The sequence below is a fragment of the Jeotgalicoccus coquinae genome (assembly GCF_014207425.1).
GTDB classification, from domain to species: domain Bacteria; phylum Bacillota; class Bacilli; order Staphylococcales; family Salinicoccaceae; genus Jeotgalicoccus; species Jeotgalicoccus coquinae.
The window spans coordinates 79,258-105,455 of the sequence record NZ_JACHFF010000004.1 but is presented as its reverse complement, the minus strand read 5'-3'; the positions used below and the strand labels follow the sequence as shown (position 1 = coordinate 105,455).

General features: G+C 41.2%; 28 protein-coding genes. 22 read left to right on the top strand and 6 right to left on the bottom strand.

Features of this window, described 5'->3' with window-relative positions; all coding sequences use genetic code 11:
• Positions 1–36: 36 nt before the first annotated feature.
• The 7 genes from purL (at position 37) to HNR41_RS10705 (ending at position 9,613) form a co-directional block, all read left to right on the top strand.
• Positions 37–2,205 carry a phosphoribosylformylglycinamidine synthase subunit PurL gene (gene purL, locus HNR41_RS10735; protein WP_184284537.1) on the top strand — a complete coding sequence of 723 codons (2,169 nt, stop codon included), beginning with the start codon at positions 37–39 and terminating at the stop codon, positions 2,203–2,205.
• The gene (purF, locus tag HNR41_RS10730; RefSeq protein WP_184284535.1) at positions 2,184–3,602 is read left to right on the top strand and encodes an amidophosphoribosyltransferase; all 1,419 of its coding nucleotides are present in this window, start codon (positions 2,184–2,186) and stop codon (positions 3,600–3,602) included. Before purL ends, purF begins: the two co-directional genes overlap by 22 nt.
• Before the next feature lie 2 nt (positions 3,603–3,604).
• Positions 3,605–4,627: a phosphoribosylformylglycinamidine cyclo-ligase gene (gene purM / locus HNR41_RS10725; protein ID WP_184284533.1), complete on the top strand. Its 1,023-nt coding sequence runs from the start codon at positions 3,605–3,607 to the stop codon at positions 4,625–4,627.
• A complete protein-coding gene (purN, locus tag HNR41_RS10720; RefSeq protein ID WP_184284531.1) occupies positions 4,617–5,186 on the top strand; it encodes a phosphoribosylglycinamide formyltransferase in 570 nt (189 codons plus the stop codon). Before purM ends, purN begins: the two co-directional genes overlap by 11 nt.
• Entirely contained in the window at positions 5,186–6,664 is a 1,479-nt protein-coding gene (purH, locus tag HNR41_RS10715; RefSeq protein ID WP_184284721.1) for a bifunctional phosphoribosylaminoimidazolecarboxamide formyltransferase/IMP cyclohydrolase, read from the top strand. Before purN ends, purH begins: the two co-directional genes overlap by 1 nt.
• Positions 6,665–6,683: 19 nt before the next feature.
• A complete protein-coding gene (gene purD, locus HNR41_RS10710; protein WP_184284529.1) occupies positions 6,684–7,934 on the top strand; it encodes a phosphoribosylamine--glycine ligase in 1,251 nt (416 codons plus the stop codon).
• 104 nt (positions 7,935–8,038) lie between these two features.
• Positions 8,039–9,613, top strand: coding sequence for a glutathione ABC transporter substrate-binding protein (locus tag HNR41_RS10705; protein ID WP_184284527.1), 1,575 nt, complete (start codon positions 8,039–8,041; stop codon positions 9,611–9,613).
• Positions 9,614–9,654: 41 nt separating this feature from the next.
• Here the strand turns inward: HNR41_RS10705 and HNR41_RS10700 are convergent, their stop codons facing one another.
• Together HNR41_RS10700 and HNR41_RS10695 are read right to left on the bottom strand one after the other, a co-directional pair.
• Positions 9,655–11,121: a sensor histidine kinase gene (locus HNR41_RS10700; protein WP_184284525.1), complete on the bottom strand. Its 1,467-nt coding sequence runs from the start codon at positions 11,119–11,121 to the stop codon at positions 9,655–9,657.
• Positions 11,114–11,785 (bottom strand): response regulator transcription factor, encoded by a 672-nt coding sequence (locus tag HNR41_RS10695; protein ID WP_184284523.1) that lies wholly within the window; start codon positions 11,783–11,785, stop codon positions 11,114–11,116. The genes HNR41_RS10700 and HNR41_RS10695 overlap by 8 nt, the downstream gene beginning before the upstream one ends.
• A gap of 133 nt (positions 11,786–11,918) precedes the next feature.
• On the opposite strand from HNR41_RS10695, the gene HNR41_RS10690 reads away from it, so the two are divergent.
• The 4 genes from HNR41_RS10690 (at position 11,919) to HNR41_RS10675 (ending at position 14,950) form a co-directional block, all read left to right on the top strand.
• Positions 11,919–13,133, top strand: a complete 1,215-nt coding sequence (locus tag HNR41_RS10690) for a DUF418 domain-containing protein (RefSeq protein WP_184284521.1) — start codon at positions 11,919–11,921, stop codon at positions 13,131–13,133.
• A gap of 249 nt (positions 13,134–13,382) precedes the next feature.
• On the top strand, positions 13,383–13,988 hold the full coding sequence (locus tag HNR41_RS10685; RefSeq protein WP_184284519.1) for a pyroglutamyl-peptidase I: 606 nt from the start codon (positions 13,383–13,385) through the stop codon (positions 13,986–13,988).
• Positions 13,989–13,997: 9 nt separating this feature from the next.
• Positions 13,998–14,717 carry a glucosamine-6-phosphate deaminase gene (nagB, locus tag HNR41_RS10680; RefSeq protein WP_184284517.1) on the top strand — a complete coding sequence of 240 codons (720 nt, stop codon included), beginning with the start codon at positions 13,998–14,000 and terminating at the stop codon, positions 14,715–14,717.
• A gap of 53 nt (positions 14,718–14,770) precedes the next feature.
• Positions 14,771–14,950: a hypothetical protein gene (locus tag HNR41_RS10675; RefSeq protein WP_184284515.1), complete on the top strand. Its 180-nt coding sequence runs from the start codon at positions 14,771–14,773 to the stop codon at positions 14,948–14,950.
• 71 nt (positions 14,951–15,021) lie between these two features.
• On the opposite strand, the gene HNR41_RS10670 is transcribed toward HNR41_RS10675, so the two are convergent.
• The 3 genes from HNR41_RS10670 to HNR41_RS10660 form a co-directional block, all read right to left on the bottom strand.
• Positions 15,022–15,387: a DUF6176 family protein gene (locus HNR41_RS10670; protein WP_184284513.1), complete on the bottom strand. Its 366-nt coding sequence runs from the start codon at positions 15,385–15,387 to the stop codon at positions 15,022–15,024.
• A gap of 211 nt (positions 15,388–15,598) precedes the next feature.
• Entirely contained in the window at positions 15,599–16,801 is a 1,203-nt protein-coding gene (locus HNR41_RS10665; protein WP_184284511.1) for an ABC transporter permease, read from the bottom strand.
• The gene (locus tag HNR41_RS10660) at positions 16,794–17,693 is read right to left on the bottom strand and encodes an ABC transporter ATP-binding protein (protein ID WP_184284510.1); all 900 of its coding nucleotides are present in this window, start codon (positions 17,691–17,693) and stop codon (positions 16,794–16,796) included. Before HNR41_RS10660 ends, HNR41_RS10665 begins: the two co-directional genes overlap by 8 nt.
• A gap of 98 nt (positions 17,694–17,791) precedes the next feature.
• Here HNR41_RS10660 and HNR41_RS10655 point away from each other — a divergent pair, with 98 nt between their 5' ends.
• The 6 genes from HNR41_RS10655 to HNR41_RS10630 all read left to right on the top strand — a co-directional run bounded on the left by HNR41_RS10655 (position 17,792) and on the right by HNR41_RS10630 (position 23,496).
• Positions 17,792–19,534 (top strand): ABC transporter ATP-binding protein, encoded by a 1,743-nt coding sequence (locus tag HNR41_RS10655; RefSeq protein ID WP_184284508.1) that lies wholly within the window; start codon positions 17,792–17,794, stop codon positions 19,532–19,534.
• A 14-nt stretch (positions 19,535–19,548) separates the two neighbouring features.
• Complete coding sequence (locus tag HNR41_RS10650; protein WP_184284506.1) at positions 19,549–20,097, top strand: VanZ family protein; 549 nt, start codon at positions 19,549–19,551, stop codon at positions 20,095–20,097.
• A 31-nt stretch (positions 20,098–20,128) separates the two neighbouring features.
• On the top strand, positions 20,129–20,506 hold the full coding sequence (locus HNR41_RS10645) for a PH domain-containing protein (protein ID WP_184284504.1): 378 nt from the start codon (positions 20,129–20,131) through the stop codon (positions 20,504–20,506).
• Between the two features lie 72 nt (positions 20,507–20,578).
• A complete protein-coding gene (locus tag HNR41_RS10640; RefSeq protein ID WP_184284502.1) occupies positions 20,579–21,511 on the top strand; it encodes an ABC transporter substrate-binding protein in 933 nt (310 codons plus the stop codon).
• 1 nt (position 21,512) lies between these two features.
• Positions 21,513–22,376, top strand: coding sequence for a M23 family metallopeptidase (locus HNR41_RS10635; protein WP_229715000.1), 864 nt, complete (start codon positions 21,513–21,515; stop codon positions 22,374–22,376).
• A 1-nt stretch (position 22,377) separates the two neighbouring features.
• On the top strand, positions 22,378–23,496 hold the full coding sequence (locus tag HNR41_RS10630) for a CapA family protein (protein WP_184284500.1): 1,119 nt from the start codon (positions 22,378–22,380) through the stop codon (positions 23,494–23,496).
• On the opposite strand, the gene HNR41_RS10625 is transcribed toward HNR41_RS10630, so the two are convergent.
• Positions 23,493–23,672: a hypothetical protein gene (locus tag HNR41_RS10625; RefSeq protein ID WP_184284497.1), complete on the bottom strand. Its 180-nt coding sequence runs from the start codon at positions 23,670–23,672 to the stop codon at positions 23,493–23,495. The genes HNR41_RS10630 and HNR41_RS10625 overlap by 4 nt on opposite strands.
• Positions 23,673–23,752: 80 nt before the next feature.
• On the opposite strand from HNR41_RS10625, the gene HNR41_RS10620 reads away from it, so the two are divergent.
• The 5 genes from HNR41_RS10620 to HNR41_RS10600 all read left to right on the top strand — a co-directional run bounded on the left by HNR41_RS10620 (position 23,753) and on the right by HNR41_RS10600 (position 26,186).
• Complete coding sequence (locus HNR41_RS10620) at positions 23,753–24,058, top strand: thiamine-binding protein (protein WP_184284495.1); 306 nt, start codon at positions 23,753–23,755, stop codon at positions 24,056–24,058.
• 67 nt (positions 24,059–24,125) lie between these two features.
• Complete coding sequence (locus HNR41_RS10615; RefSeq protein ID WP_184284494.1) at positions 24,126–24,452, top strand: TIGR04104 family putative zinc finger protein; 327 nt, start codon at positions 24,126–24,128, stop codon at positions 24,450–24,452.
• A gap of 1 nt (position 24,453) precedes the next feature.
• Complete coding sequence (locus tag HNR41_RS10610) at positions 24,454–25,560, top strand: iron-containing alcohol dehydrogenase (protein ID WP_184284492.1); 1,107 nt, start codon at positions 24,454–24,456, stop codon at positions 25,558–25,560.
• A 19-nt stretch (positions 25,561–25,579) separates the two neighbouring features.
• Entirely contained in the window at positions 25,580–25,999 is a 420-nt protein-coding gene (locus HNR41_RS10605; protein WP_184284490.1) for a (deoxy)nucleoside triphosphate pyrophosphohydrolase, read from the top strand.
• Between the two features lie 16 nt (positions 26,000–26,015).
• A complete protein-coding gene (locus HNR41_RS10600; RefSeq protein WP_184284488.1) occupies positions 26,016–26,186 on the top strand; it encodes a hypothetical protein in 171 nt (56 codons plus the stop codon).
• The last annotated feature ends 12 nt before the right edge of the window (positions 26,187–26,198 follow it).

Here is a 26,198-nt window from a genome sequence, read left to right as displayed (position 1 = left end):
ATACTAAATTCTACAATAATCTGGAGGAAATTTAAGATGAAATTCAATGAACCGACAAATCAGGAAATTAGAGAACAAAAGCTGTACGCAGAAATGGGTTTAACAGATTCAGAATTCAATAAAATTAACGAAATTTTAGGCAGAGAGCCTAACTATACTGAAACTGGTATTTTTTCTGCAATGTGGAGTGAACATTGTTCTTACAAGCACTCAAAACCATTTTTAAAACAGTTCCCGACTGAAGGCGAACATGTTTTAATGGGACCGGGTGAAGGTGCTGGTGTTGTTGATATCGGTAATAACCAGGCGATTGTGTTTAAAGTGGAATCACATAACCATCCGTCAGCTGTAGATCCGTATCAGGGTGCGGCAACCGGTGTCGGCGGTATTGTCCGTGATATCGTATCAATCGGTGCACGTCCAATCGGCTTATTAAACTCACTGCGTATCGGCGAACTGGATAACAAACAGAATAAATGGCTGCTTCGCGGTGTTGTTGACGGCATGTCGGATTACGGTAATACGATGGAACTTCCTGCGGTATCAGGTGAAGTGGAATTCGATGCATCTTATCATGAAAACCCGTTAGTTAACGCGATGGGTGTCGGTTTAATTACGCATGACAAGATCCAAAAAGGAACAGCAAAAGGTATCGGCAACAAAGTAGTATATGCAGGGCTTCCCACAGGCAGAGACGGAATTAACGGTGCAAGTTTTGCTTCAGGCGAGCTGAGCGATGACAACCGTCCTGAAATTCAGAAAGGCCATCCTGAAGCAGGGAAATTATTAATGGAAGCAACACTGAAAGCAATCGACATGGAAGAACTTGTCGGAATCCAGGATATGGGTGCAGCAGGACTGACGTCTTCAAGTGCTGAAATGGCGGACAAAGGTAATTCAGGAATGAATCTTTACCTTGACCAGGTTCCTGTGACTCATGCTGATATGTCTCCATATGAAATGATGCTGTCGGAAACACAGGAACGTATGCTGCTTGTTGTTGAAAATGGTTCTGAAGACAAATTTTTAAATCTGTTTAAAGAAATGAAACTCGATACTGCAGTAATCGGTGAAGTAACTGAAGGTGACCGTCTGAAGCTTTACTATGAAGATGAAGTTTTTGCAGATCTGCCTGTTGCACCGCTTTCTGATGATGCACCGGTTTATATTTTAGAAGGTACTGAGCCGGAGCAGGATGAGGCGCGTACAGATTACAGCAATGAAAACCTTGAAAAGGCATTCGATAACTTAATTTCACACCCGACTATCGGAGATAAATCATTTATCTATGATGAGTTCAACAGTACAGCCGGCGGCAATACGCTGCAGGATTCAGGTTTCGGTGCAGGAATTGTTCAGATTGAAGGTACTGACAAAGCAGTGAGTATGGTACTGGACGGCAAAAGCCGATACGTATTTGCGGATCCGTACAACGGTGGTAAAGAAGTTGTTGCACAGACATTCAGAAGCATTATCGCAACAGGTGCTGTGCCATTAGGTATGACGGATTGCCTGAACTACGGTTCTCCTGAGAAACCTGAAATTTACAACCAGCTTGATAAGTCGACTAAAGGTATGGCAGAAGCATGTCTTGCATTATCGACACCGGTTGTTTCAGGTAACGTGAGTCTTTACAACGAACACAGCACAGGAGGCATTCTGCCAACGCCGGTTATCGGCATGGTCGGATTAATCGACAATATCAATCAGCTGAAACACGAAAGTGTAAATGAAGGCGACGCTCTGTACCTGATTGGTGAATTAACACCGTCATTCGCAGGAAGCCAGCTTGAAAAACAGCTTGAAAATACAATCCGTCAGACAGAACGTTCAATCGATCTTGAGCTTGAGTATAAGCGCGGAATGATGCTGCGTGAAAAACTTATTAACGGTGAAATCAATAAAATTGCTCCGCTTGGACGCGGCGGTCTGATTGCTAAACTTGCCCAGCTTGCAAGCTTTAATAATCTTGGTCTTGAAGTAAATGTCGACGTCCGCAAAGACTTGTTATTTGCAGAAGGTGCTTCAAACTACATCGTTGCAGCGCCGGCCGGTCTTGATATTGAAGGTGCAGTTGAAATTGGTAAATTAACAGGTGATAAATTTATCGTTAAAGCACAGGACTTCGAAATCAATCGTGAATTATCAGATGTCAAAAGTGCATGGGAGGGGGCAATCCCATCATGTATGAACTCAGAGGGCTAAATGAAGAATGCGGTCTCTTTGGTATTTGGGGACATCCCGAAGCCAGTGAATTAACGTATATGGCATTGCACAGTCTGCAGCACCGCGGTCAGGAAGGGGCGGGTATCGTCGCTTCCGGCGGTGATTACCTGTTCGGTGCACGCGGTATGGGACTTCTTACAGAAGCACTGTCGCAGACGCAGCTGGAATCATTAAAACCTTTTTCAAAATCAATCGGTCATGTCCGTTATGCAACGAGCGGTTCAAGCGCATTGTCAAACGTACAGCCGTTCTTATTCAAAAGTCATACCGGCGATCTCGGTCTTGCGCATAACGGCAACATCGTGAATGCATTGCAGATCAGACGCGCACTTGAAGATGACGGTGCAATTTTCCAGACGACTTCGGATTCTGAAGTATTTGCGCATCTTTTAAGACGCGCGAAAGGACCGTCAAGAAAAGCACGTATTAAAACAACACTGCAGCAGCTGAAAGGTGCATTTGCTTTCGTTATTTTACACGAAGATGCAATGACTGTAGCACTTGATGACCACGGCGTGCGTCCGCTGATGCTTGGCATGCTGGACGGCGCATACTGTGTAGCCAGTGAAACTTGTGCATTTACAGCAATCGGTGCGGAATATATTCGTGACCTTGAGCCGGGGGAGCTCATCACGATTAGCGATGATGGTATTGATTTTGACCGTTATACGGATTTTGAAAACCCGAATATGTGCTCGATGGAATACATTTACTTTGCACGTGCAGATTCAGAATTCAGGGGTACTTCCACATACACAATCCGTAAAGCGCTCGGCGAAGAGCTGGCGAAAGAAATGGATGTTAAAGCGGATATTGTTATCGGTGTACCGGACTCCAGTCTTGCTGCGGCAAAAGGATTTAGTGATGAATCAGGTATTCCGGGCGAGCAGGGACTGTTAAAAAACCGCTACGTCGGGAGAACATTTATTGCCTCGGGACAGGAAGCGCGCGAACGCGCAGTGCGTATGAAACTGTCACCGGTGAGAGATATTGTTGAAGGCAGGAGTATTATTGTTATCGATGACTCTATTGTCCGCGGGACGACGAGTAAATATATCGTTAAAGCATTAAAGAAAGCAGGCGCTAAAGAAGTGCACATGGGTGTCTCTTCACCGCCGCTTAAAAATCCGTGCTACTACGGGATTGATGTTTCGACGCATGCGGAAATTATCGCATCGTCGAAATCAACTGAGGAAGTACGCGCGGAAATCGGTGCGGATTCGCTGACATATCTGTCAGTGGAAAGAATGCACCAGGTATATGAAAAATACGGCTCGCGCGGTCAGTGCGATGCATGTTTCACAGGGAATTATCCGATTGAAAATACTGACGGTCTGCTGCCGCAGGAAAAAGATGCAAAAACGAAAGGAGTATAACGATGTCTGAACAATATAAAAAAGCCGGTGTCGATATTAATGCCGGATATGAAGCGGTCGAACAGATGAAGGGCCACGTGAAGCGTACGATGCGTCCCGAGGTTATCGGGGGTCTTGGAGGTTTCGGTGCAGCATTTGATCTGTCACAGCTAAACATGACAGCACCGGTACTTGTGTCCGGCACTGATGGTGTAGGTACGAAGCTTAAAATCGCAATTGATTACAACCGTCACGATACTATCGGTATTGATGCAGTGGCAATGTGTGTGAACGACATTATTACAACCGGTGCAGAACCGTTATATTTCCTGGATTATATAGCTGTTAACAAAGTTGTACCCGAACATATCGGCGAGATTGTTAAAGGTGTTTCTGAAGGATGTGTTCAGTCTGAATGTGCGCTGATTGGCGGAGAGACTGCCGAGATGGGTGAAATGTACGGCGAAGGCGAATATGATATCGCAGGATTTGCTGTCGGTGCTGTAGAAAAAGATCAGTATATCGACGGAACAACTGTTAAAGCAGGCGATAAAATTATCGGTCTTGCTTCAAGCGGTATTCACTCAAACGGCTACAGCCTGGTACGCAAAATTATTGCGGATAAAAACATCGATGTAACAGCAGATCTTGACGGCGACAACCTGCTTGATTTACTGCTGGAACCGACGCGAATTTACGCACAGGAAGTTAAAGCATTAAAATATAAAGTGACTGTTAAAGCGATGAGTCATATTACAGGCGGCGGTTTTATAGAGAATATTCCAAGAGCACTCCCTGAAGAACTTGGAGTGAGCCTTGACGTTACAAACATTGAAGTACCTAAAGTACTTGCATGGCTGCTTGAACAGAGCGGAATGAAACGCGAAGAAGCATACAATGTATTTAACATGGGTATCGGCTTTATAATCGTTGTACCGGAAGATGAAGCTGACAAAGCACTCGATATTCTGAAAGATTTCGATTATAAGAGCAGCATTATTGGTGAAGTAACTGCTGAACAGGGAATTGAAATCAATGGTCAGTAATATTGCGGTATTCGCATCCGGCGGCGGTTCCAACTTTGAGAACCTGGCACTGAAAAGTGCCGAATCAGGGTTTGATATCAAAGTACTGATTGCTGACTCACCGGATGTATTTGCAGTGAAACGGGCAGAGAAATTAAATATACCTTCGATAATCGTGGACCGCAGTGCATATGCTGATAAGCAGAAATTTGAAACAGGAATCAGAGAAGCCCTGTCAGATTTCGACATTGAGTATATTGTACTCGCAGGGTTTATGAGAATTTTGTCGGCTGAATTTATTAATGCTTACAAAGACCGGATTATAAATCTGCATCCGTCGCTGCTGCCTTCGTTTAAAGGGAAGAACGGCATTGAGGACGCGTATAATTACGGCGTGAAAGTGACCGGTGTGACAGTACATTATGTCGATGCCGGTATTGATACAGGAAAAATTATTGCACAGACAGCAGTTATTATAGAAGAAGATGACACACTTCTTTCACTTGAAGATAAAATACATCAGACAGAGTACGAATTATATCCTGAAGCACTGAAGAAAGTACTGGATGGGAGAGTTTAATTATGAAAGCATTGCTGAGCGTATCAAACAAAACAGGCATAGAGAAATTTGCAGCAGGTCTCATTGAACAGGGCTATGAACTGTATTCAACAGGCGGCACGTTCAAAGCTCTCAAGAACGCTGATATTGCTGTGAAACAGGTCAGTGACCTGACTGATTTCAATGAGATTATGGATGGCCGAGTCAAAACACTGCACCCGGCAGTTCATGGCGGGATTTTAGCAGACCGCGACAATGCGGCGCACATGGAAGATCTTCGTAAAAATAATATAGAAACGATAGATCTTGTAGCAGTTAACTTATATCCGTTTAAAGAAACGGTCAGAAAAGCGGATGTAACTGAAAGCGATGCAGTTGAAAACATCGACATCGGCGGTCCGACGATGCTTCGTGCAGCCGCGAAAAACTACAAGCATGTTACGACAGTTGTGGACCCGTTTGATTACGAAGAAGTGCTGGAGCGCCTTAAAAATAATGCGCTTGACGAGGATTTCAGAAAAGAGTTAATGATTAAAGTGTTCCGTCATACGAACGACTATGATCAGGCAATCGTAAACTTCTTTGCACAGAGCGAAAAAACTCTCCGTTACGGTGAGAACCCGCATCAGAGTGCAAAATACGTTAAAACTTCAGATGATAAAAATACAATTCTTAACGCGGACGTACTTCACGGCAAAGAATTGAGCTACAACAACTTGAGAGATGCAGACAGTGCCTTCCAGCTGGCGAAAAAATTTGATTTACCGGCCGCAGTCGCGGTTAAACATATGAACCCGTGCGGTGTGGGTACAGGCGATACAATCGAAGATGCGTTCCAGAATGCATTTGATGCGGATAACCAGTCGATTTTCGGCGGTATTGTTGCACTGAATAAGACGGTAAACGAAGCGGCAGCAGAAAAATTAAGCAAGGTGTTTTTAGAAGTTATTATCGCACCTCATTTCTCTGAAGAAGCTTTAAATATTTTAACAGCGAAAAAAAATATCCGTCTGATGCAGGTTGATTTCACAGAAGATGCTGTTCAGGATGAATTTGTAAGTGTATCCGGCGGCTACCTTGTGCAGTCACGCGACACAGGTAAACTTGATAAGGATTCGCTTGAGTATGTTACAGAGAAGAAACCTGATGAAGAACAGTTAAAAGCACTGGCACTCGCATGGGAAGTATCGAAACATGTTAAATCGAATGCGATTGTTCTTGCGAACAGCAGACAGACAGTAGGCATCGGTGCGGGTCAGATGAACCGTGTCGGAGCTCTGAAAATTGCAGCGGAACGTGCAATCGAGCTTGGAGAGAATGTCGTTTTAGCAAGTGACGGGTTTTTCCCGATGCCGGATACGGTGGAAAATGCACATGAGTACGGCATTAAAGCGATAATCCAGCCGGGCGGTTCGAAGCGCGATAACGAGTCTATTGATTTTTGTAACGAGAACGGTATTGCAATGGTATTTACAGGAATGCGTCATTTCAAACATTAATACTGGAGGACGAAAATCGATGAATGTATTAGTAATCGGCGGCGGCGGACGGGAGCATGCTCTTGTTAAAGCGTTAAGCCGTTCAGAGCATACAGAACAGATTCATGCGGTGCCGGGCAACAGCAGTATGGAAAAATATGCTGCGGTGCACAGCGATATTAATGATTCTGATATTGAACGTATCGTGGCACTCGCGATTAAAGAGAATATTACATGGACAGTAATCGGTCCTGAAGCACCGCTGACTGCGGGGCTGGCTGATGCACTTGAAGCTGCAGACATTAAAGTGTTCGGGCCGAGAAAGCTGGAAGCACAGCTCGAATCATCAAAAGCTTTTGCGAAAAATATTATGATAAAATACGGTATTCCGACTGCTGAATATCAGGCATTTACAAATTTAATCGATGCAACGGAGTACATCAAACAGCAGGGTGCGCCGATAGTTATTAAGAAAGACGGGCTTGCTGCAGGAAAAGGTGTTGCTGTTGCGATGACTGAAACTGAAGCACTCGATGCTCTAAAAGAAATGTTTGTTGAAGGTGAAAATAAACCTGTTGTTATTGAAGAATTCCTTGAAGGTGAGGAGTTCAGCTTAATGGTGCTCGTTAACGGTGATTATATATTACCGTTCGATATTGTGGCGCAGGATCATAAACGTGCATATGACAGTGATACCGGGCCAAATACCGGCGGCATGGGTGCATATGCTCCTGTTAGGCATATCGGTGAAGATGTTATTGATGAAGCAATCAATAACATTGTTAAACCGACTGCGGAAGCAATGGTTAAAGAAGGACTGGATTACTTCGGTGTGATGTATCTCGGAGCAATCATTACTAAAGAAGGCGTTAAAACGATTGAGTTTAATGCGCGGTTTGGTGACCCGGAAGCTCAAATACTGCTGGAATTACTTGAGTCGGATTTTATCGATGTGCTTGAAGCGGTTAAAAATCAAGAACCGTATGAACTCAAGTTCAGCAGAGATTCGATGCTTGGTGTAATTCTGGCATCACAAGGCTATCCAAAAACGTATGAAAAAGGTGCGTCAGTTATTATCCCTGAAAGGCTAGAAGACGAAATATTTAACAGCGGACTGAAACATATTGAAGATGAACGTTATGAGACAACAGGCGGCAGAGTAATGCTTGTTACAGGGCGAGGCAGTACGCTTGAAGAAGCAAAGAAGACAGCGTATAAAAATACTGAACAGATTAAATTTAATAATGAGGCGTTATTTTATCGTAATGATATTGGGGAGCGCGGCGTTTAAACAGGTGATTATTTCACCTGTTTTTTAATTACAAAAAATGGGTATAGCGGAAAGTATTAATTCATAGTATACTAATATGGATTTTGAAAATTGGAGGAATAATAATGAAGAAATTATTAATGCTGTTTATGACAGTATTTATGCTGATGCTGGCAGCTTGTACAGACGACAGCAATGTTGAGGAAGAAATCACTGACCCGCCGGAAGGTGAATCAGCAGGCGGAGAAGCGATTGACTTCAGTATTATGTCATTGCCGAATTCACTTGATCCGCATGCAGCAAACGACGGTTATTCACTTTATGTGATGACAAATATTTACGAAACACTTGTAAAACTTAACCAGGATCTTGAATTAGAGCCCGGTCTTGCTGAAAGTTACGAGCAGATTTCAGAAACTGTATGGGAATTTAAATTGCGTGAAGGTGTTAAGTTTCACGATGGCAGCGACTTCAATGCAGAAGTGGTAAAAGCAAACCTTGACCGCGTACGCGACGAAGAAGTGGCATCACCGCTGTCATTCCTGTTTACGGAAATCTCGGACGTTGAAATTATTGACGACTATACGGTTCAAATACATACAAACGAACCATTTGCAGCACTGCCGGCTCACCTGGCGCATCCGGGCGGACACATGATCAGTAAAGAAGTTATCGATGCAGATTATGCACAAATGGAAGAAGGCGGAAACCCGCTGACTGAAGTTAACCGTACACCAATCGGTACAGGATTCTTTAAATTTGAAGATATTACTGAAGGTGAACAGATTACATTAGTACGTAACGAAGAATACTGGGGCGAACCGGCAAAACCTGAATCAATCGTATTCAGAGCTGTTCCGGAAGACCAGTCGCGTATTGCAGAATTAACATCAGGGACAGCAGATATTATTTATCCAATGGACCCTAACGATGTTGAACAGGTAGATACAAACGAAAGCAGTGAAGTTCAGCAGCGTCCAAGTGCGAACATGACGTACTTGGGATTCAACACTGAAAAAGAACCATTCAACGATAAAAATGTACGTCTGGCAATCGCATCAGCAATCGATAAAAATGCGATCATCGAAAACATTTTAGTCGGTATTCATGAAAAAGCAGAAACACCGTTAAACCCTACAGTATACGGCTACAGTGAAGACCTTGAACCTATTGAGTATGACCTTGAGCAGGCTAAAGAATACATGGCTGCAAGTGATCATCCTGATGGATTTACAGCAGAAGTTGTACTGAACTCAAGAACACACCAGGATGTTGCAACTTACATGCAGGAAGTATTATCTGAAATCGGTGTAGACCTTGAAATCTCACTGATGGAAGCAGGCGCATATCAGGAATATACAGCGAACGGCGATCATGAAATGTACATGGGCGGCTGGGGAACTGTAACACTTGATGCGGACTACGGATTATATCCAATGTTCCACTCTGACAACATTGGTGCACCAGGAAACAGAACAAGATATTCAAATCCTGAAGTCGATGAATTACTCGACAACGCACGTGTAGAGATGGATGAAGAAACACGTCTTCAAATGTACGAAGACGCACAGCAGATCATTATTGATGAGCAGCCTCTAATCCCTGTATTCCACACTAAATTATTAACGGGAATCAACTCTGACTTAGACGGTTACTTCCAGTATCCGAGCAGTTTCCCTTACCTTAAGAATTTAGAGTAAGATAATAAAAATCCACCGGCTGAAATCAGCCGGTGGATTTTTTAATGTAAATCGATTTTAAAATGCACACCTGTTTCTGAAGGCATCACAGTAAATGAACCATTATGAAATGTCACTGCATCTTTAATAACGGAAAAACCGATGCCGTGGCTTCCTTTATTATCTTTGGAAGTCGCACCGTGTTTCATAAAGTTTTCTGCAGACTTGTTATCCATGCCGATACCGTTGTCTTTATAATGTATGCATATTTTGTTTTCTTCATCCGACAGATGTATCTTTATGTCGGGATTAGACTCATTATGGTCGAGACTGTTTTCTATAAGGTTAATAAACATTCTCCCGATATATAATTTATTGCCGTAATAATGCTCAGCATCAAGTTCATTAATAATCTTAACTCTGTCGTATCCAACTGTATTAAGTATTTCCTGAAGAGCATCTGTCAGAGAAAACATATCTTTATCAATTTCCATCCGGGAAGTTTCCATCTTAAATTTACTGTTTATACTATCGATTAAATTCTCCATATATTTTGCTTTGTCGGAAATAAGCAATATATACTTTTTCTGTTCATCAGGGAAATACGGCATAACTTTAGCGTATCCGTATATTGATGTAAGCGGTGATTTTAAATCGTGGGAGAGCTGGCTCAGCCACTTGTCACGGTAGTAATCAATCTGATTACGGTACAGCTTGTCAGTCAGCAGCTGGGTGTTCAATACTTCCACCGCATCATCGAGTTCTTTGTACATTTTCCGGGACTTGATGCGATTGTGAGCAGAACTCGGTTTGTATAAAAGACCTTCCGAAAGCTGTGTCAGCCAGTCGGCATAGAAAAATAACGGACGGCTGAGTTTTCTTGTAAGCATTACAGCCATAAAGATTGTCAGTATGATGAGCATAAGTGGAATCACAACAAATAAGATTCCTATTAATTTCAGAAACGTAATGTCGCTGTCAGTAAACTCATCTGCATACGTATAGTCCTGCCGGGTCATACTTTCAATGAATTTCAGATTTCCATCTTCAATATAGTATTCATAACTGTTGTGGTTATGAGTATATAAACTGTCTATCAGCTGTGCGGTATTTATTTCATCAGGGTTATTAATTTCAGGAAGCTCGTTATTATGATTTTCTTTTATCATAATAAAGTGCTCGTGTTCCTTATATGGCAATGCAATAACTCCGGGAATATTTTCAATAATATCATTTTTAATATTATGATTTATTTTCGGATAGATCGGATCAGCATTATCATCTGTAATAAACGCTGCATATCCATTGTCTTTAAGCTCTTTTTTAAACTGATCGCTGAAAGTGTAGCTGCCGTTATTTTCTTCAACAGCGTAAAGTAAGTCATCGACGTTCATCGTATCGGCTGATGGTGAAAATACGTTTAGAATATAGTATGCAAATAAACCGAGACCCGTTATGACAACTAAAAAGCTGAGTGCGAGAAATACAGAAATATATTTTATGAATATTAAAGTAAACCGTCTATTCATAACCAATACCTTTGAAAATATAACCATGCCCGCGGACTGTTTTAATGAGTTCCGGTTTATCAGGATCAAGTTCTATTTTCTTTCTTAACGTTCTGATATGGACCATCAAAGTATTGTCATCTGCTGCGGTATCATAACCCCAGACAGTGACATACAGCTGTTCCTTGGATAAAATCTGATTATTATTGGAAGAGAAACAAAGCAGTAAATCATACTCTCTCGCAGTTAAATTAATCAGCTGTTCATTTTTATAAACATCCGCGGCAGCTCTGTCGATTGTCAGATGACCGAACTTTAAGATCTTTGATGGTTTGATATGAACTTTCACGCGATAAGCGAGTTCAATCGGGTCAAAAGGCTTTTTAATATAATCAATTGCACCTTGTTCAAAGCCTTTATAAACATCAATCTCACTGTCTTTGGCAGTAACAATCAGAACTTTTGTGAACGATGAATTAATATATTTTAAAAGCTGATAGCCATTTTCGGATTTTAAGTTTAAATCGAGCAGCACAACCTGGAAATCATGGCTGAGCAGCAATTCTTTTGCTTCATCTATATTATCGGCAGTATGAATACAGCCGATATTTTGTGTGCTTAGACTCAGGACAATCAGTTCCTGAATATCTTTATCGTCTTCAACGACTAATATTTTTTCGGACATAGTTAACACCTCAATCTCATTGTATGGAAAGAATTAATAAATGACTATAGTACAGCAGCATATTTAAGGTGAATTTAAGGAACACTTAAAGACGGCTTAAGGCATTGTACATATAATAAGTATGAGGTGAAAAATGATGAAGAGAATAGAAAATGCCGATGCTGTCAGAGGATTCAGTCTGCTGGGGATTTTTATGGCGAATCTGCTGATTTTTCAATTTGGTTTATCGGGTAAAGATCATATGGAATTTTATAATTTAAATGGATTAAATGAATTTGTTTTTAAAACGGTTAAAGTAATATTTGAAGGAAGTTTCCTGCCGATATTTGCACTGTTATTTGGCTTTTCAATGGATAAACTTTTTCAGTCCATGAAAAATAAAGAAATGAAATGGAAAAGATTTAAACTGCTGTGCCGTGCAGCGGGAATCATTACACTTGGTCTGCTTCACAGTTACTTTATATGGGAAGGAGATATTCTTCTTGCATACGGTATCGCTATGATTATTTTTATTCCGTTCATAGGATTACCGAAATGGTTCTTTAAAATCATAACAATACTGCTGGCAGCTGGCCTTGTTGGTATTACTGCATTATCCTTTTTTATCCCGGTTGAAGATATTGAATCTGCGGTAAGCGCCGAAGCAGAAAGAGAATATATGTCAACGCTGAATGAAGTGTACAGCAGCGGCAGTTATTCAGAAATTTTAAATGCAAGACAGAATCTTGACGATCCTTTTTTAAATGAATTAATGACAGAAGATAACATACTGATTTTATTATTAGGAATAATAATGCCGGCAATACTCTATGCAGTAGGTGTGTATTTATCAAAGTCAGGATGGTTCAGTAAAGATGCAGATGCTTTTTGGAGTTCAAAAATTTTTATATATTTAATACCGGTAAGTATTATTTTAAAATCATCAATCTACTGGAGCATTAATGAAGAAATTGCATATTCACTGAATTTTATGTTTGCTTTTGTGCTGTCATTCGGATTAATGAGTTTAATCAAATACTTGTACAATCATTATGAAAACAGCAAAGTTATGACCGGACTGAAAAGCATGGGGAAACTTTCACTCACGATATATATTATGCAAAGTATAATAGGCACAACTGTATTTTACGGCTATGGTATTGGCATGTTTGGCACGGATATATTTATGTGGAGTGTACTTATCTTTATCGTGTGTTATGTACTGCAGATGATAATGGCTGTGTGGTATTTAAAACACTTCACGTACGGTCCGCTTGAATATATATTGAGAACAGTGACATATATGAATTTCCGCAAGAAGAAGTGGAGCAGGGATATGAAAGATTTAAAGGGGTACTCGAACTTATGAAAACATTAAAAAGAGCATGCATCTTTTTTATGCTGTCTATAATCATAACAATTGCTGCAGCTGGAATAACAACAGGGCATTGCCGTTGTGAACCAAACTAAATCATTACGCTTCCCCTGGACTTTTTTTACAAAAAAATACAAAAACGGCCTTCAGCACATAGAAATTTCACACATTTTAGCTGTTTTATGCTACTATTTATTTACTTATTACTTTATTCTCGAAGTAATAGAAAAAGGATGATAATTTATGAAGAAGTTACTATTAACTGGCTACGAACCGTTTTTAAAATTTAAAACAAATCCGACTCAGTCTGCCGTGGAAAGTTTAGAAGGCAAAGTAATCGGAGATTATAAAATTATCGGCAAGGTTTACCCTGTAGCTTTTAAAGAAATAAATGCATTAATTGAACAGGATATTGAAGAGTTTGAGCCTGACGCGATTGTTTCTTTGGGGCTCGCAGGCGGCATTTCCAGTATTCATCTTGAGCGTATCGCGATTAATACAATCGACGGGCGTGAAGATAATAACGGTTTTAAGCCGAATGGCGAAAGAATTCAGAAGACTGGTGCTGACGGTTTATTTTCAACACTGCCGTTAAAGCGTCTTGAATCTGCATTACTGGAAGAAAATATTCCTGTAAATATTTCAAATTCAGCGGGTACTTATTTATGCAACAATTTAATGTACAGCGAATTGTATTATTTACAGCAGAAAGAACTGGATATTCCGGCAGGTTTTGTCCATGTGCCGCCGAGTCACGAAATCGGTATTGCACAGCGTGTGCCAAGCTGGCCTCAGGAAGATATCACGCGGGCAGTTCATATTATCATTGAAAACCTGCAGTCAAATTAGGAGGACATTATGGAGTTAGTAAAAGTTAGCAATTACGAAGAAATGAGCAAAAAAGCATCGGATATTTTATTTGATGTAATTAAAGAAAATGAAAAACCTGTCATCGGTCTGGCAACGGGTTCAACGCCCGAGGGGACTTATCAGGAACTTATTAAAAAATTAAACAGCAGCGACATTGATCAAAATAATATCACTACATTTAATCTGGATGAGTATGTCGGGCTCGATAAAAATCACGAACAGAGCTATTCATATTATATGTATGAAAAATTCTTTAATCACGTATCGATTCCACAGGAGAACATCCATTTATTAAATGGTAAAGCTGAATTCGCCGACACTGAAGTGAAAGCTTACGAAGAGGCGATTGATGAAGCTGGTATTGATGTGCAGTTACTGGGTATAGGGCGCAATGGTCATATTGCATTTAATGAACCCGGGACGTCTTTTGATTCAGTAACACATATCGTAGATTTAACACCGGAAACGATTGAAGATAACTCACGTTTCTTCGATGAACTTGGTGAAGTGCCTTCAAAAGCATTCACTATGGGCTTAAAGTCTATTATGAAGGCTGACAAGATTGTTATTCTTATTTACGGTGAAAATAAAAAAGAAGCACTTGAAGCACTGTTAAGCGGTGAAGTAACGGTAGATAACCCGGCTTCTGTGTTAAATAATCATAAAGACGTAACTATCATTGCAGATAATGCTGCGATTGGTGAATAAATTTAAATTATGAGATAATACTTCTAATACATACGTGTTAGGAGTATTTTTATATGAATGAATATAAACAGAAGATAATATATACAGCCGCAATGCTCGTCATATTTTTAATCATCGCGAATACGATGGTCGAAGTGAACTGGTTCCTGCAAATAATCGCAGCAGTTTTTGCAGGGTATTATATTTTCATAAGTGTGAAATCACTTAAAGATGAAGAAAAGAACAGGAATTAAAATAACGGCACTGAATTCTAAAATTAGATTTCAGTGCCGTTTTATACATTTTTGACTTATTTTTAAATTTATTAAGCTTCTTCTTTCGCCGCTGCTTCGATTTGTTTTTTGATTCTCTGGGGAATCATCACAACTTCTGTTTTTAAGTTTTTCGGGCGGTATGTGATGTCGATACATTTATGGAAATAATCGAGATGTTTCGAATCGATGCATCTTTCTGTTTCAGAGTTGGAGTCGCCGTCATCTGCCTGAATAGAATACCAGTAAAGATAATCGTGCTGACCCATAGTGTCTCTCATTATTGTCTCAACAAACATTTTCTCGCCATCCAGTGTAAGAAGCGCATCGTTCATATGCTCATTTAGGAATTCCATCCATTGATCGACTAATTCTTCTTTACCTTTTTTCACCCTAAATCTTGTTAATTCTACTTGCATATTCAGGACTCCTTTGTTTTTCGTCTACATCATGATACAACATTACAATGCTTTGTCAATGACTATTTCATATTATTTTTTCAGGATAAAATAAGTGCATATTTTAAAAATAAAAAGAAATTAATTTTTAAGTAATTTACTGCACAAAAATGCATTTTATAATGAAATAATCCCCTTCACATGATTAATGAAGGGGATGTTTATACATTGTCTATTTTCTTATACGTTTAATGTTTTTCATAATTCCACTCTCTGTAGACAGCACGCTTCTCTTATAGACAAAACCTGCAAGTGCGAGAGTAATAATAATCGTCGCAACCATAATGGCTATACCAATCAGCATTGGTGCATGCCCTGTGTCATTCACGAGCAGACGGAGCGGCATGACGAATGGTGTAAAGAACGGGAAGAAACTCGTAATCGTTACAGCAATGTGGTCTGCGAAAGACATTCCGCCAAGCGCGATAAAGTACCCGATCATGCTGAGCAGTGTAACCGGCATAAGACCCTGCTGCAGATCTTCCATTCTGCTTATAAATGAGCCGAGCATCGCTGCCACTGACAGATAGAGTACAAGTCCCAAAATGACATAGATGATGCAGTAAACTACAATTTTCATTGTCTGTTCATTTGTTTCCAGACCAAACTGGTCGAGAAGGGCAGATGTATCCGAGAAATAAAATGCAACGAGACCGCCTGCGGTAATTAACAGCACCTGAAGCACGCTGACAGATATCATGGCAAATACTTTTGCCATTAAGTGCTGCGTCGGACGGATACTTGAAACAATCATTTCAATAACGCGGGATGATTTCTCATTCGCAATTTCTGTCGCAATCTGACTCGCATAGTTCAGAATAATAATGAACATCAGAATAACCGAGAAATAGAAAATAACCATATTCAGCACATTCATATCATCGGCATCGGCCGCTTCAAAATCACCTGAATCATCACCTGCAGCTACTAAAAATTCTACTGGAACTTCTGCATACATCTGAGCGATTTCTTCCTGGCTCAGTCCGAGAGTCTGTACTACATACGCACGGTTTGTTTCATTTAACGCAAGCCTGATACTTTCTTCCTGGGAAGCTGAAATATCTTCATCCATCCGTATTTCCGCTTCAAGAGGATCGGTATTTACAACTTCGAGCACCGCAGCGCCGTTTTCTTCAACGATTTCAATCGTGTCATCGTAAGACTGGAGCGTCGGTTCAAACGCGCTCAGGAATGATTCATCCGCTTCAACTTCAAGCGTCAACGCTTCATCGTCAGAATCGAACAGGTCAATAATTTTATCGAGGTTAAACGCGATAAACAGCCCTGCAATAATAATCAGCGTTGTAATTAAAAAAGATTTTGCTTTGAGCTTTGAAAAGAACGTCAGTTTAAATGTCGTCATAAATTTACTCATAGTCACGGCCTACTTTCGCGATGAAGATATCATTTAATGATGGCTCGTTTACCTGGAACTTTTTAAAGAACCCGATATCCGTAATGCGGTTATAAATATCTTCAGCATATTTCTCTTCGGCAATTTTAATGATGTATTTATTTCTGACCTGCTTCATATCAAGGACACCCGGCATATCTTTGATGAATGAGATATCGTGTTCTCCTTCAATTATGACTTCTTTCTGGCCGAAGTCTCTTTTAATCTGGTCAATATTGCCGCTGACAATCTGCCTGCCCCGGTCGAGTATGCAGAGTTCTTCGCACAGCTCTTCAACATGTTCCATGCGGTGGGTACTGAATATAATAGTAGAGCCCTGTGAATTTAAATCTTTTACAGCATCTTTCAGCATTTCAACGTTTATCGGATCGAGCCCGCTGAACGGCTCGTCCAAAATGATCAGCTCGGGATTATGAATAATAGAGGCAATCAACTGGATTTTCTGCTGGTTTCCTTTGGACAACTTCTCGATTTTCTTATGCTTGTTTTCCGTAACTTTAAAACGATCAAGCCAGTAATCAAGTGACTTGTTCGCTTCTTTTTTGGACATGCCTTTTAATTCAGCTAAATAAAGCACCTGTTCCGATACTTTTAATTTAGGATGAAGGCCGCGTTCTTCCGGGAGGTAGCCGATTTTATCCGTCAGATGATAACCGATTGCCTCCCCGTTGTATAAAATGGAACCCGATGTTGGTGTGAGGAGCTTAAGAATCATGCGGAATGTAGTTGTCTTTCCGGCACCGTTGCCGCCGAGGAAGCCGTACATGCTGCCTGACGGTACATTGATGTTAATTGAATCCACTGCTGTCTGCTCGCCGAACACTTTTGTGATGTCTGTAATTTCCAGAGCCATAATATTCCCCCTTAACTTTGTTAAATTAATTTTACCATAATGCTTAAATACATAAAAATCGTTATAATGAAAGATGGATTTACGGGAGGGGCTTGAATGTGAATAATAATATTGAAGAAAAAGCATCGTTTAAAAAGTTTATCAGTTTAATAAAAAGTACCAATGTTAAAAAGAGACTGTTCTTTACAGGTGTTTTTTTAACGCTGATTGGTACGGCAGGTTCGCTTATAGTCCCGCTGTTAACACAAATGTTTATCGACGGTTTCAGTACCGATTTAATTACGGGACCGCTTCTGGCATTAATTATCGGAGTGTTTTTAGTCAGTGCGGTCGTCGATGGTATTTCATATTATATACTGGCAAAAATAGGCCAGACTGTCGTCAGAAGTTTACGGGAAATTGTCTGGGACAAATTCCTTAAGCTGCCGGTCAGTTATTTCGATAAAACGAAAAGCGGCGAGTCAGTCAGCCGCGTCGTTAATGATACGAGCATTATTCAGAATCTGATTACGAGTCATTTCCCTCAATTAATCAGCGGGGTGCTGAGCGTTGCGGGATCGGTTGTAATTCTGTTCTTCCTTGACTGGAAACTGACACTGATTATGTTCGTGTCGCTGCCGGTGTCGATAGGGGTAATTATCCCGCTCGGCAGCCGCATGCGTAAAGTTTCCAGGAAACTGCAGGATGAAACAGCAACATTTACAGGAGCCATTCAGGAAACACTGAGTGAAATCCGTCTGATGAAATCATTTAATGCAGAACGCTATGAACAGCAAAAAGGACGTCAGGGTATTAACCAGCTTTATAAATACGGTATGAAGGAAGCAGCAATTAATGCACTGCTGTCGCCAATCATGTCTACGATTATGATGTTTGTCATTATACTCGTTATTGGATACGGCGGCTTAAGAGTTGCCGACGGCACGATGACAATCGGTACGCTCGTTGCATTTCTTCTTTATTTATTCCAGATTATTATGCCGATGACGATGTTTGCGATGTTCTTTACCGAGTACAATAAGGCGCTTGGTGCGACAGGACGCATTATGGGCATTCTGGAAATGAACGACGAGAAATCGGGCGACACGTCACATAAAGAGCTGTCATATAAGACGCTTGAGTTTAATAACGTTACTTTCGGTTATGATAAAACGCCGGTACTTGAAAATATTTCATTTAATGCGAATAACAATCAGAAAGTCGCATTTGTCGGCCCGAGCGGGAGCGGCAAGTCTACAATATTCTCACTGATTGAACGTTATTATTCAGTATGGAGCGGAGAGATTGCAGTCGACGGTGTTAATATCGATAATATTCCGCTTGGCGAATACAGAAGCGGCATCGGTTATGTTGCTCAGGAGAGTGCGGTTGTATCCGGCACGATTAAAGAAAATATTACGTACGGTCTGCAGACATCCGAATATACGGACGCGGATATCGCCCGTGCAGTGGAGCAGTCATACACAGCTGAGTTCATCAATGAGCTGCCTGACGGCATTGATACAGAAGTCGGGGAACGCGGTGTGAAACTGTCCGGCGGACAGCGGCAGCGTATCGGCATTGCCCGTGCATTTTTACGCAATCCTAAAATATTAATGCTGGATGAAGCAACAGCAAGTCTCGACTCGCAGTCTGAGAAATATGTCGGCGAAGCATTGAATGAACTTATGTCGGGCAGAACTGTACTTGTTATCGCACATCGTTTGTCGACAATTGTAAATTCAGATAAGATATACTTTATCGACAGCGGACAGTTAACAGGTGAAGGCACCCATGAAGAACTGATGGCATCGCACGATTTATATAAAGCATTTACAGAACAGCAATTTGGAGATGATTAGAGGCATTATATTATATGGCTATTTTATTTGAAGCATTTCAGCCGGTTATTCCGATTTTCATTATGATATTTATGCTGATTACAGTCATTACACTGATGATCAATGTAAAACATGGATACCAGCTGGATTCAATTTCCAAGAAAATTAAATATTTATCGGTGATTGGTCTGACGATGAGTCTTGTCGGTATTTTCCTGGTAACGATGATGCCGACTTCAAACGACAGTGATATCGTCGAGCTGACACCGTTCGCGAGTATTAAAGATATGTGGTATTTTGCTACGACCGAAGCACTCATTAACAGTGTACTGATGAATATCGTCCTGTTTATTCCGGCGGCATTTTTTCTGTACGTTCTTATCAGAAAAGAACTGCTGACAACAGTTATATGTCTGCTGATGTCGGTGTTTATCGAAACGGTGCAGTACCTGCTTCCGATAGGGAGAATTACAAGTGTCGATGATATTATTTTAAATTCCATCGGCGGAATTATCGGAACTTTACTCGGAGTTATTTTTATGAAGTTTAAAAATGTTTATTACGTCCTCTTTGGTGGTAAATAGATAACCAACATTAAAAAAGGGGATGTTGTCTATGTACAACAAATTAAAACACATTGAAGGTGTGAATTTACTGCCGAAGGAAGTAGTTGGACCGGCACTTGTTGGGTCAGTGGAGTATTTTAATGGGGAGAAGAGTACATACCACGGATCATTAGTTGCGACGACACACAGATTATTTCTGAATCTGGAAGACCATGATTTAGTATGCATTGAAGAAATAAGTTTTGATCAGATTACGAGAGTCACAGTAGAGGAACTGCTGATGGTGGGCCATATTCTCCACATCTGGGAGAACGATAAATTACTTATCAGCGTTAAAAGCATATCGGAAGGGAAACTTGATAAGTTTCTAGAATTCTATTATAAATACAAAGCACAGCACGCTGCAGAAAAAAAAGCGCTTGCTTAAAGAAGAAAAAGCCGGGTATCCCCCGGCTTTTTTTATGTGTATAATGACGGTATCAATAGTGAAGGTGACGAGATGAAACTTAAAATAATTATGCTGCTGACGGCTGTGCTTATACTGACAGGCTGTTCCAGCTTCAGAGAAATTGATGTATCAGATGATGGGGAAACAAGACGTATTACTACTGAGGACACGAGTGAAATTGATGTACCTTCAGAACCAAAAAACATTGTGCTCTTCCGTACGATTGATGCCGGAAACGCTGCTTTACTGGGATTTGATGTAAGCGGTGTCAATAGCGGGCTGGAAAATAACAGTACGGTGGAAGATGCTTTCGGTGCCGATGTAACGTATCTGGAACCGGGGGACATTGATTCGCTTAAAGAGATTAATCCCGACCTGATTGTGACATATTCGCCGGATGAGTATTTTGAAGAATATCAAAAAATTGCACCTGCAATCAGAATTACTTATTCATCGGGAATCATGAGCCCGTTCAGCCCGCGTGCGTATTTGACGCAGCTGTATTATTTAGGCGTCATCTTAAATAAAGAAGATGAAGCCAACAGAATCGGTGACGAGTGGGAGGCGGAGACGACTGTGCTGAAACGTGAACTGAATGAACAGGTTGACGATAAACAGGCGCTTGTCGCTGTGGAACATGAAGACGGCTATCTTTTATATAATGAATATATGAGTTATGGAACAGAAGCAGTTTACGATGTGCTCGGCTTCCGGATGGACAGCAATGCAAAGAGCGATCTCGAAGAGAATTTATTCGATGTAAAACAGCCGGAAGATTTTAACGCATTTGAAACAGATTATATGTTTGTAAATACAGCGAACCCGGATAATACGGCACTGCAGGAACAGTTTGCAGAGATGCTCGGTATCCCGGTTGAACAGGTTATTTTATTAAACAAAGATGATTATATTACGAATGACTTAATTTCTGTCAGAAAACAGACGGAATATATAGTTAAAAAAATTAACGAAGCGGGTGAGTAAAGTGTCAGTAATTTATCCGGAAGAACTTGGTATGTATTTTACCCAGGGAAAGTTTGAAGAAATATACTCTCAAACGTTAAAAGGCTATCAGGACGTTATGCCGCTTGAACAGTTTAAAAGAGAAGCGGGACAATTTCATGAAGGCACCGGTGATTTTAAACTGTTTAAGCATAATCAGCTTGAACCGGCAGTGCAGCGCTACAGCTATGTTGATTATCAGACGATGCGCATGATTACCGCGGCATTTTCAATCGAACGCGATATCGTCGGGCTGCAGTTCGGTATGTTTGAAAAATTTGAGACCGACGAAGTTTATACTGAGAAAGAATACGTGCTGCCGTTCAGAGCGGAATGGTTTGTACTGTGGGGCGGAGACAACAGTTTTTGGAACTACCATTATCCGCATTCATCCCAGCGCTATGCCTATGATTTTATCATTAAAAAAGACGGCAGACCGTATGACGGCGATGGACGCCGCTTAACTGATCATTACAGTTATGGTGAAGCGGTCACTGCTCCTGGCGCCGGGACAGTCGTTAAAGTGTATGACGGCATTGCAGATAATGCACCGTTTTCGATGAATATGGAAGAACCGCAGGGCAATGCGATTGTAATCAGACATGCTGAAAATGAGTATTCACTGCTGGCACATTTAAAAGCCGGTTCGATTTTAGTGGATGAAGGAGAATCAGTGCGGCCGGGTGACATTATCGCAGAATGCGGCAACAGCGGTGCAAGCGATACACCGCACCTGCACTTTCACGTAATGGATGCACCGGTACCGGAAAAAGCACTGTCGATACGCATACGTTTTGAAGAATTGAAATTTGAACCAAAACAGGGAGATACTTTACGGGGTGAATAATATGAAAATTATTTTATCGGTATTAATGTTTTTGAATTTATTTTCAGGTTCTGATGATGAACAGTTCACAGCAGAACAGAAGGAATTTAAACAGATTGATAAAGAGCTGTTCTTCGATAATTTAAGCAGGTATCTGGAAAGTTCATTTACTTTTGCTGCAACAGGGGATATTCTGATTCACGATTATTTATATGAAGATGTCCGGACAGAGGACGGCTACGACTTCGAATCGCGTGTTGAAAATGTTGCACCGTACCTGCAGCAGCAGGATCTGGTGTTTATGAACCAGGAAACACCAATCGGCGGGGAAGAGCTTGGTTTAAGCGGCTATCCGACGTTTAACGCGCCGGAAGAAGTGGCCGATCTGCTGAGTTATTTCGATGCGGATATCGTGAATTTTGCGAATAACCATACGCTTGACCGCAGTACTGACGGCGTGCTCGCAACAGCTGAAAACTTAACTGAACGCGGTATTGATTATGTCGGGGCAAATATCAGCCCGGAAGATATGGAACGCGACAGAATATTTACAGTTAACGGCATTGATGTCGGATTTTTAGCATATACTTACGGAACGAATGGGATACCTGTGCCTGAAGGACAGGAGTATCTGGTAAATATTATTGATATGCCGAGAATATTATCGGATATTGAAGCGCTGAGAGAGAAAGTTGATGTGCTGATTGTCAGCTACCACCAGGGTGTGGAGTATGATGAGTTCCCGCGTGAAGAACATGTGCCCGAATACCGCACGATGGCAGATGCAGGCGCCGATATTATTGTCGGCTCGCACCCGCACACACTGCAGCCGATTGAGCACTACGAGCGCGCAGACGGCTCTGAAGCGGTAATTGCATACTCGATGTCGAACTTCTTCAGCGCCCAGCAGTCATTGAATACACGCCTCGGCGGTATTCTCGAAGTGAATGTTGAACAGTCCGGCGGTGAAACAGATATCGGAGCGGTGCGCTTTATGCCGACTTATGTCGACAGCAATGAGTATGAAGACTTTTATCTTCATCCTTTAGCGGATATGGGGATGGATGATGTGTACGGTGATGTCGAAGAACATATGACATCGTACAGTGAACAGGTCGATTTTGTGCCGTATCTTGACTAGTCTTCCGGTTCTTCTCTTTTAATGATTGAAATAATCGATGCTGCACCGAGAACGAGCAGCAGGATGACTAACGGAATATTCCATGAAGCACTCAGGAAATCCCGGGAAAAGTAGTAAATTGCGCCGAGTGCAATGATGATTAATATAATATTCAAACCTTTGCTTACTTTAAACATAACGGTCACCTCTAAATATTTGTTTTCTTTAATTTATAGTATCATAATGGTAACAGAAAAGAATTTGAGGAGAGATTTTGATGAACTATTTAATGAGTGTACAGGTTTTACCGTACCACCCGGGCGATGCGCAGGTTTACTCGCATACGACAGGTGCAATTGAACTGATTGAGAACAGCGGCTTAACACATTTCGTCGGACCGCAGGAAACAACAGTTGAAGGCAGTATCGATGAACTGCTGAACTTAGTTAAAAAGATAAATGCTCACCTTGCAAATGAAGGCTGCGAGCATGTGACGACGAATATTAAACTCGTACAGTCCAAAGAAGGAAACAGTATCAAGGACATTTTACAAGATTACTATGAATTTGAAGATGATGAATAAGAAGAGCCAATGCGCTCTTCTTTTTTGTTATAATCAAGCTAAGAAAAACATAAAGTAAGGTGATGTCATGGGAGAGTGTCCGTATTGCAAACATAAATGGACATACAAAGAAAAACTGCTCGGCTACGCATTGAAACCGCGGACGCGTATTAAATGTCCGGAGTGCAAAGAGTATCTCGAGCCGTCTACATTATCAATAATATACGATTACATCGCGATACTCAGTGTGGCGCTGTTCATCTTTATATTAATACCGATTATGAACTGGCCGATCGTGCCGTCCCTGTTAATCAGTTTTATAATGTTTATGCTTTATTTACTGCTGTTTCAGCCGCTGACGGTCCGTTTTAAACGATATGAGTACAATGTAAAAGATAAACCAGGGGGGAAATAAAATGTTTACTTTTAATAATACTGCAGAGGTGCACTTCGGTGCCGGCGTGCTGCAGACGATAGATACAGTACTTGAAGAATACGGCTACAAGTCGTACGTTGTTATTGCATCAAATTCACAGGTCAGAAACGGTATTACTGAGCTACTTGATTCACTGCTTCCGGGACAAATTAAAGCGGTTGTGTCGGATATTGAAGAGAATCCGACAGTCGGCAACGTCGATGATATTATTAACGCTGCTGTGGAACACGATGTTGACGCACTGATTGCAGTCGGCGGGGGATCGACGATGGACGCTGCAAAAGCAGCAGCTGCAGCAGTTGTTAAAAACGTTGATGCAGGAACAATTATTCATGATAAAAATATTACGGAGGCACTGCCGGTTATCGCCTTGCCGTCAACGAGCGGTTCAGCATCTGAAGTGACACCATTCAGTGTAATCAGCGATAAGGAAAAAGGTATTAAGACGTCTATCAGCGGTAAAGTACTTTATCCGAAGGTGGCGCTTGTAGATCCGGAACTTACATACACATGCCCGCCGAAGGTCACTGCGATTTCAGGCATTGATGTAATCTGTCACGCACTCGATTCACTTGGTGCAGTGAATAACAATCCGATTTCGGACGGTCTTGCAGTAACGGCGCTGAGACTGGCATTTAACAATCTGGACACCGCCTGCAGTGAAGGAACTAATGCTGAAGCACGTTCGAATATGGCGCTTGCGAGCACAACGGCAGGTATCGGTTTCAGCCAGACGGCAACGAGCGGGTCACATGCAATGAGTTATTATTTAACATCAGAATTTAATATTCCGCACGCTGAAGCGTGTGCATTCAGTCTTGACCAGTGGATTCTTCACAACTCTAAAGTCGACTCGAGACTCGACGAAGCGAGCGTTCAGCTCGGCTTTAAAAACACTGAGGAATTATCCGTAGAATTAAATGAACTGAAAAAACGTATCGGTCTCCGCACGACGTTTGAAGAACTCGGTATTGACCGCAGACATATTCCGGAAATTGCACGCCAGACGATGGCAGCAGGGAACTATAAGAATAATCTGGCGCAATTATCCGAAGATGAAATTATTGAGATGCTTGAAACTAAGTAATCATCCGGAGGGTTTATGAATGGCTAAGAAATATATAAGAGTTGTCGGCGCAGTAATCGAAGATGATAATAACTTTATCTTATGTGCACAGCGTCCTGAAGGTAAAAATCTTGCACTGAAATGGGAGTTTCCCGGCGGTAAAATAGAAGAAGGTGAAACACCTGCTGAAGCATTAAAACGCGAACTGATGGAAGAAATGACACTTGATATCAGTATCGGTGAAAAGATTACGACGACTGAATACGAGTATGACTTCGGCATTGTTGAACTGACAACGTACTATGCAAAAATACTTGCCGGAGAAATTCAGCTGCTGGAACACATTCAGATGAAGTGGGTTAATCCGCTGGAAATTGAAAAGTTAGACTGGGCTCCTGCAGATATTCCCGCAATTGAGATTATAAAACGAAAAAGTGGGAATAGACTAGGGAAGTGTTAATTAAGGGGGAATTATTGTGGATCTTATTAAAGGTTTATTAGGGCTGGTATTTAAATTATTCGTAATTGTGTTTGCATTAACTGCTGTGGCGGCAGTCGTACTGGCATTTATACTTAAAAAAGATGTAGATGAAATTCGTGAGTTTACAGAAAACATTAAGCACGACTTATATCGCGGCAAACAGTAGTAAGAAAAAACT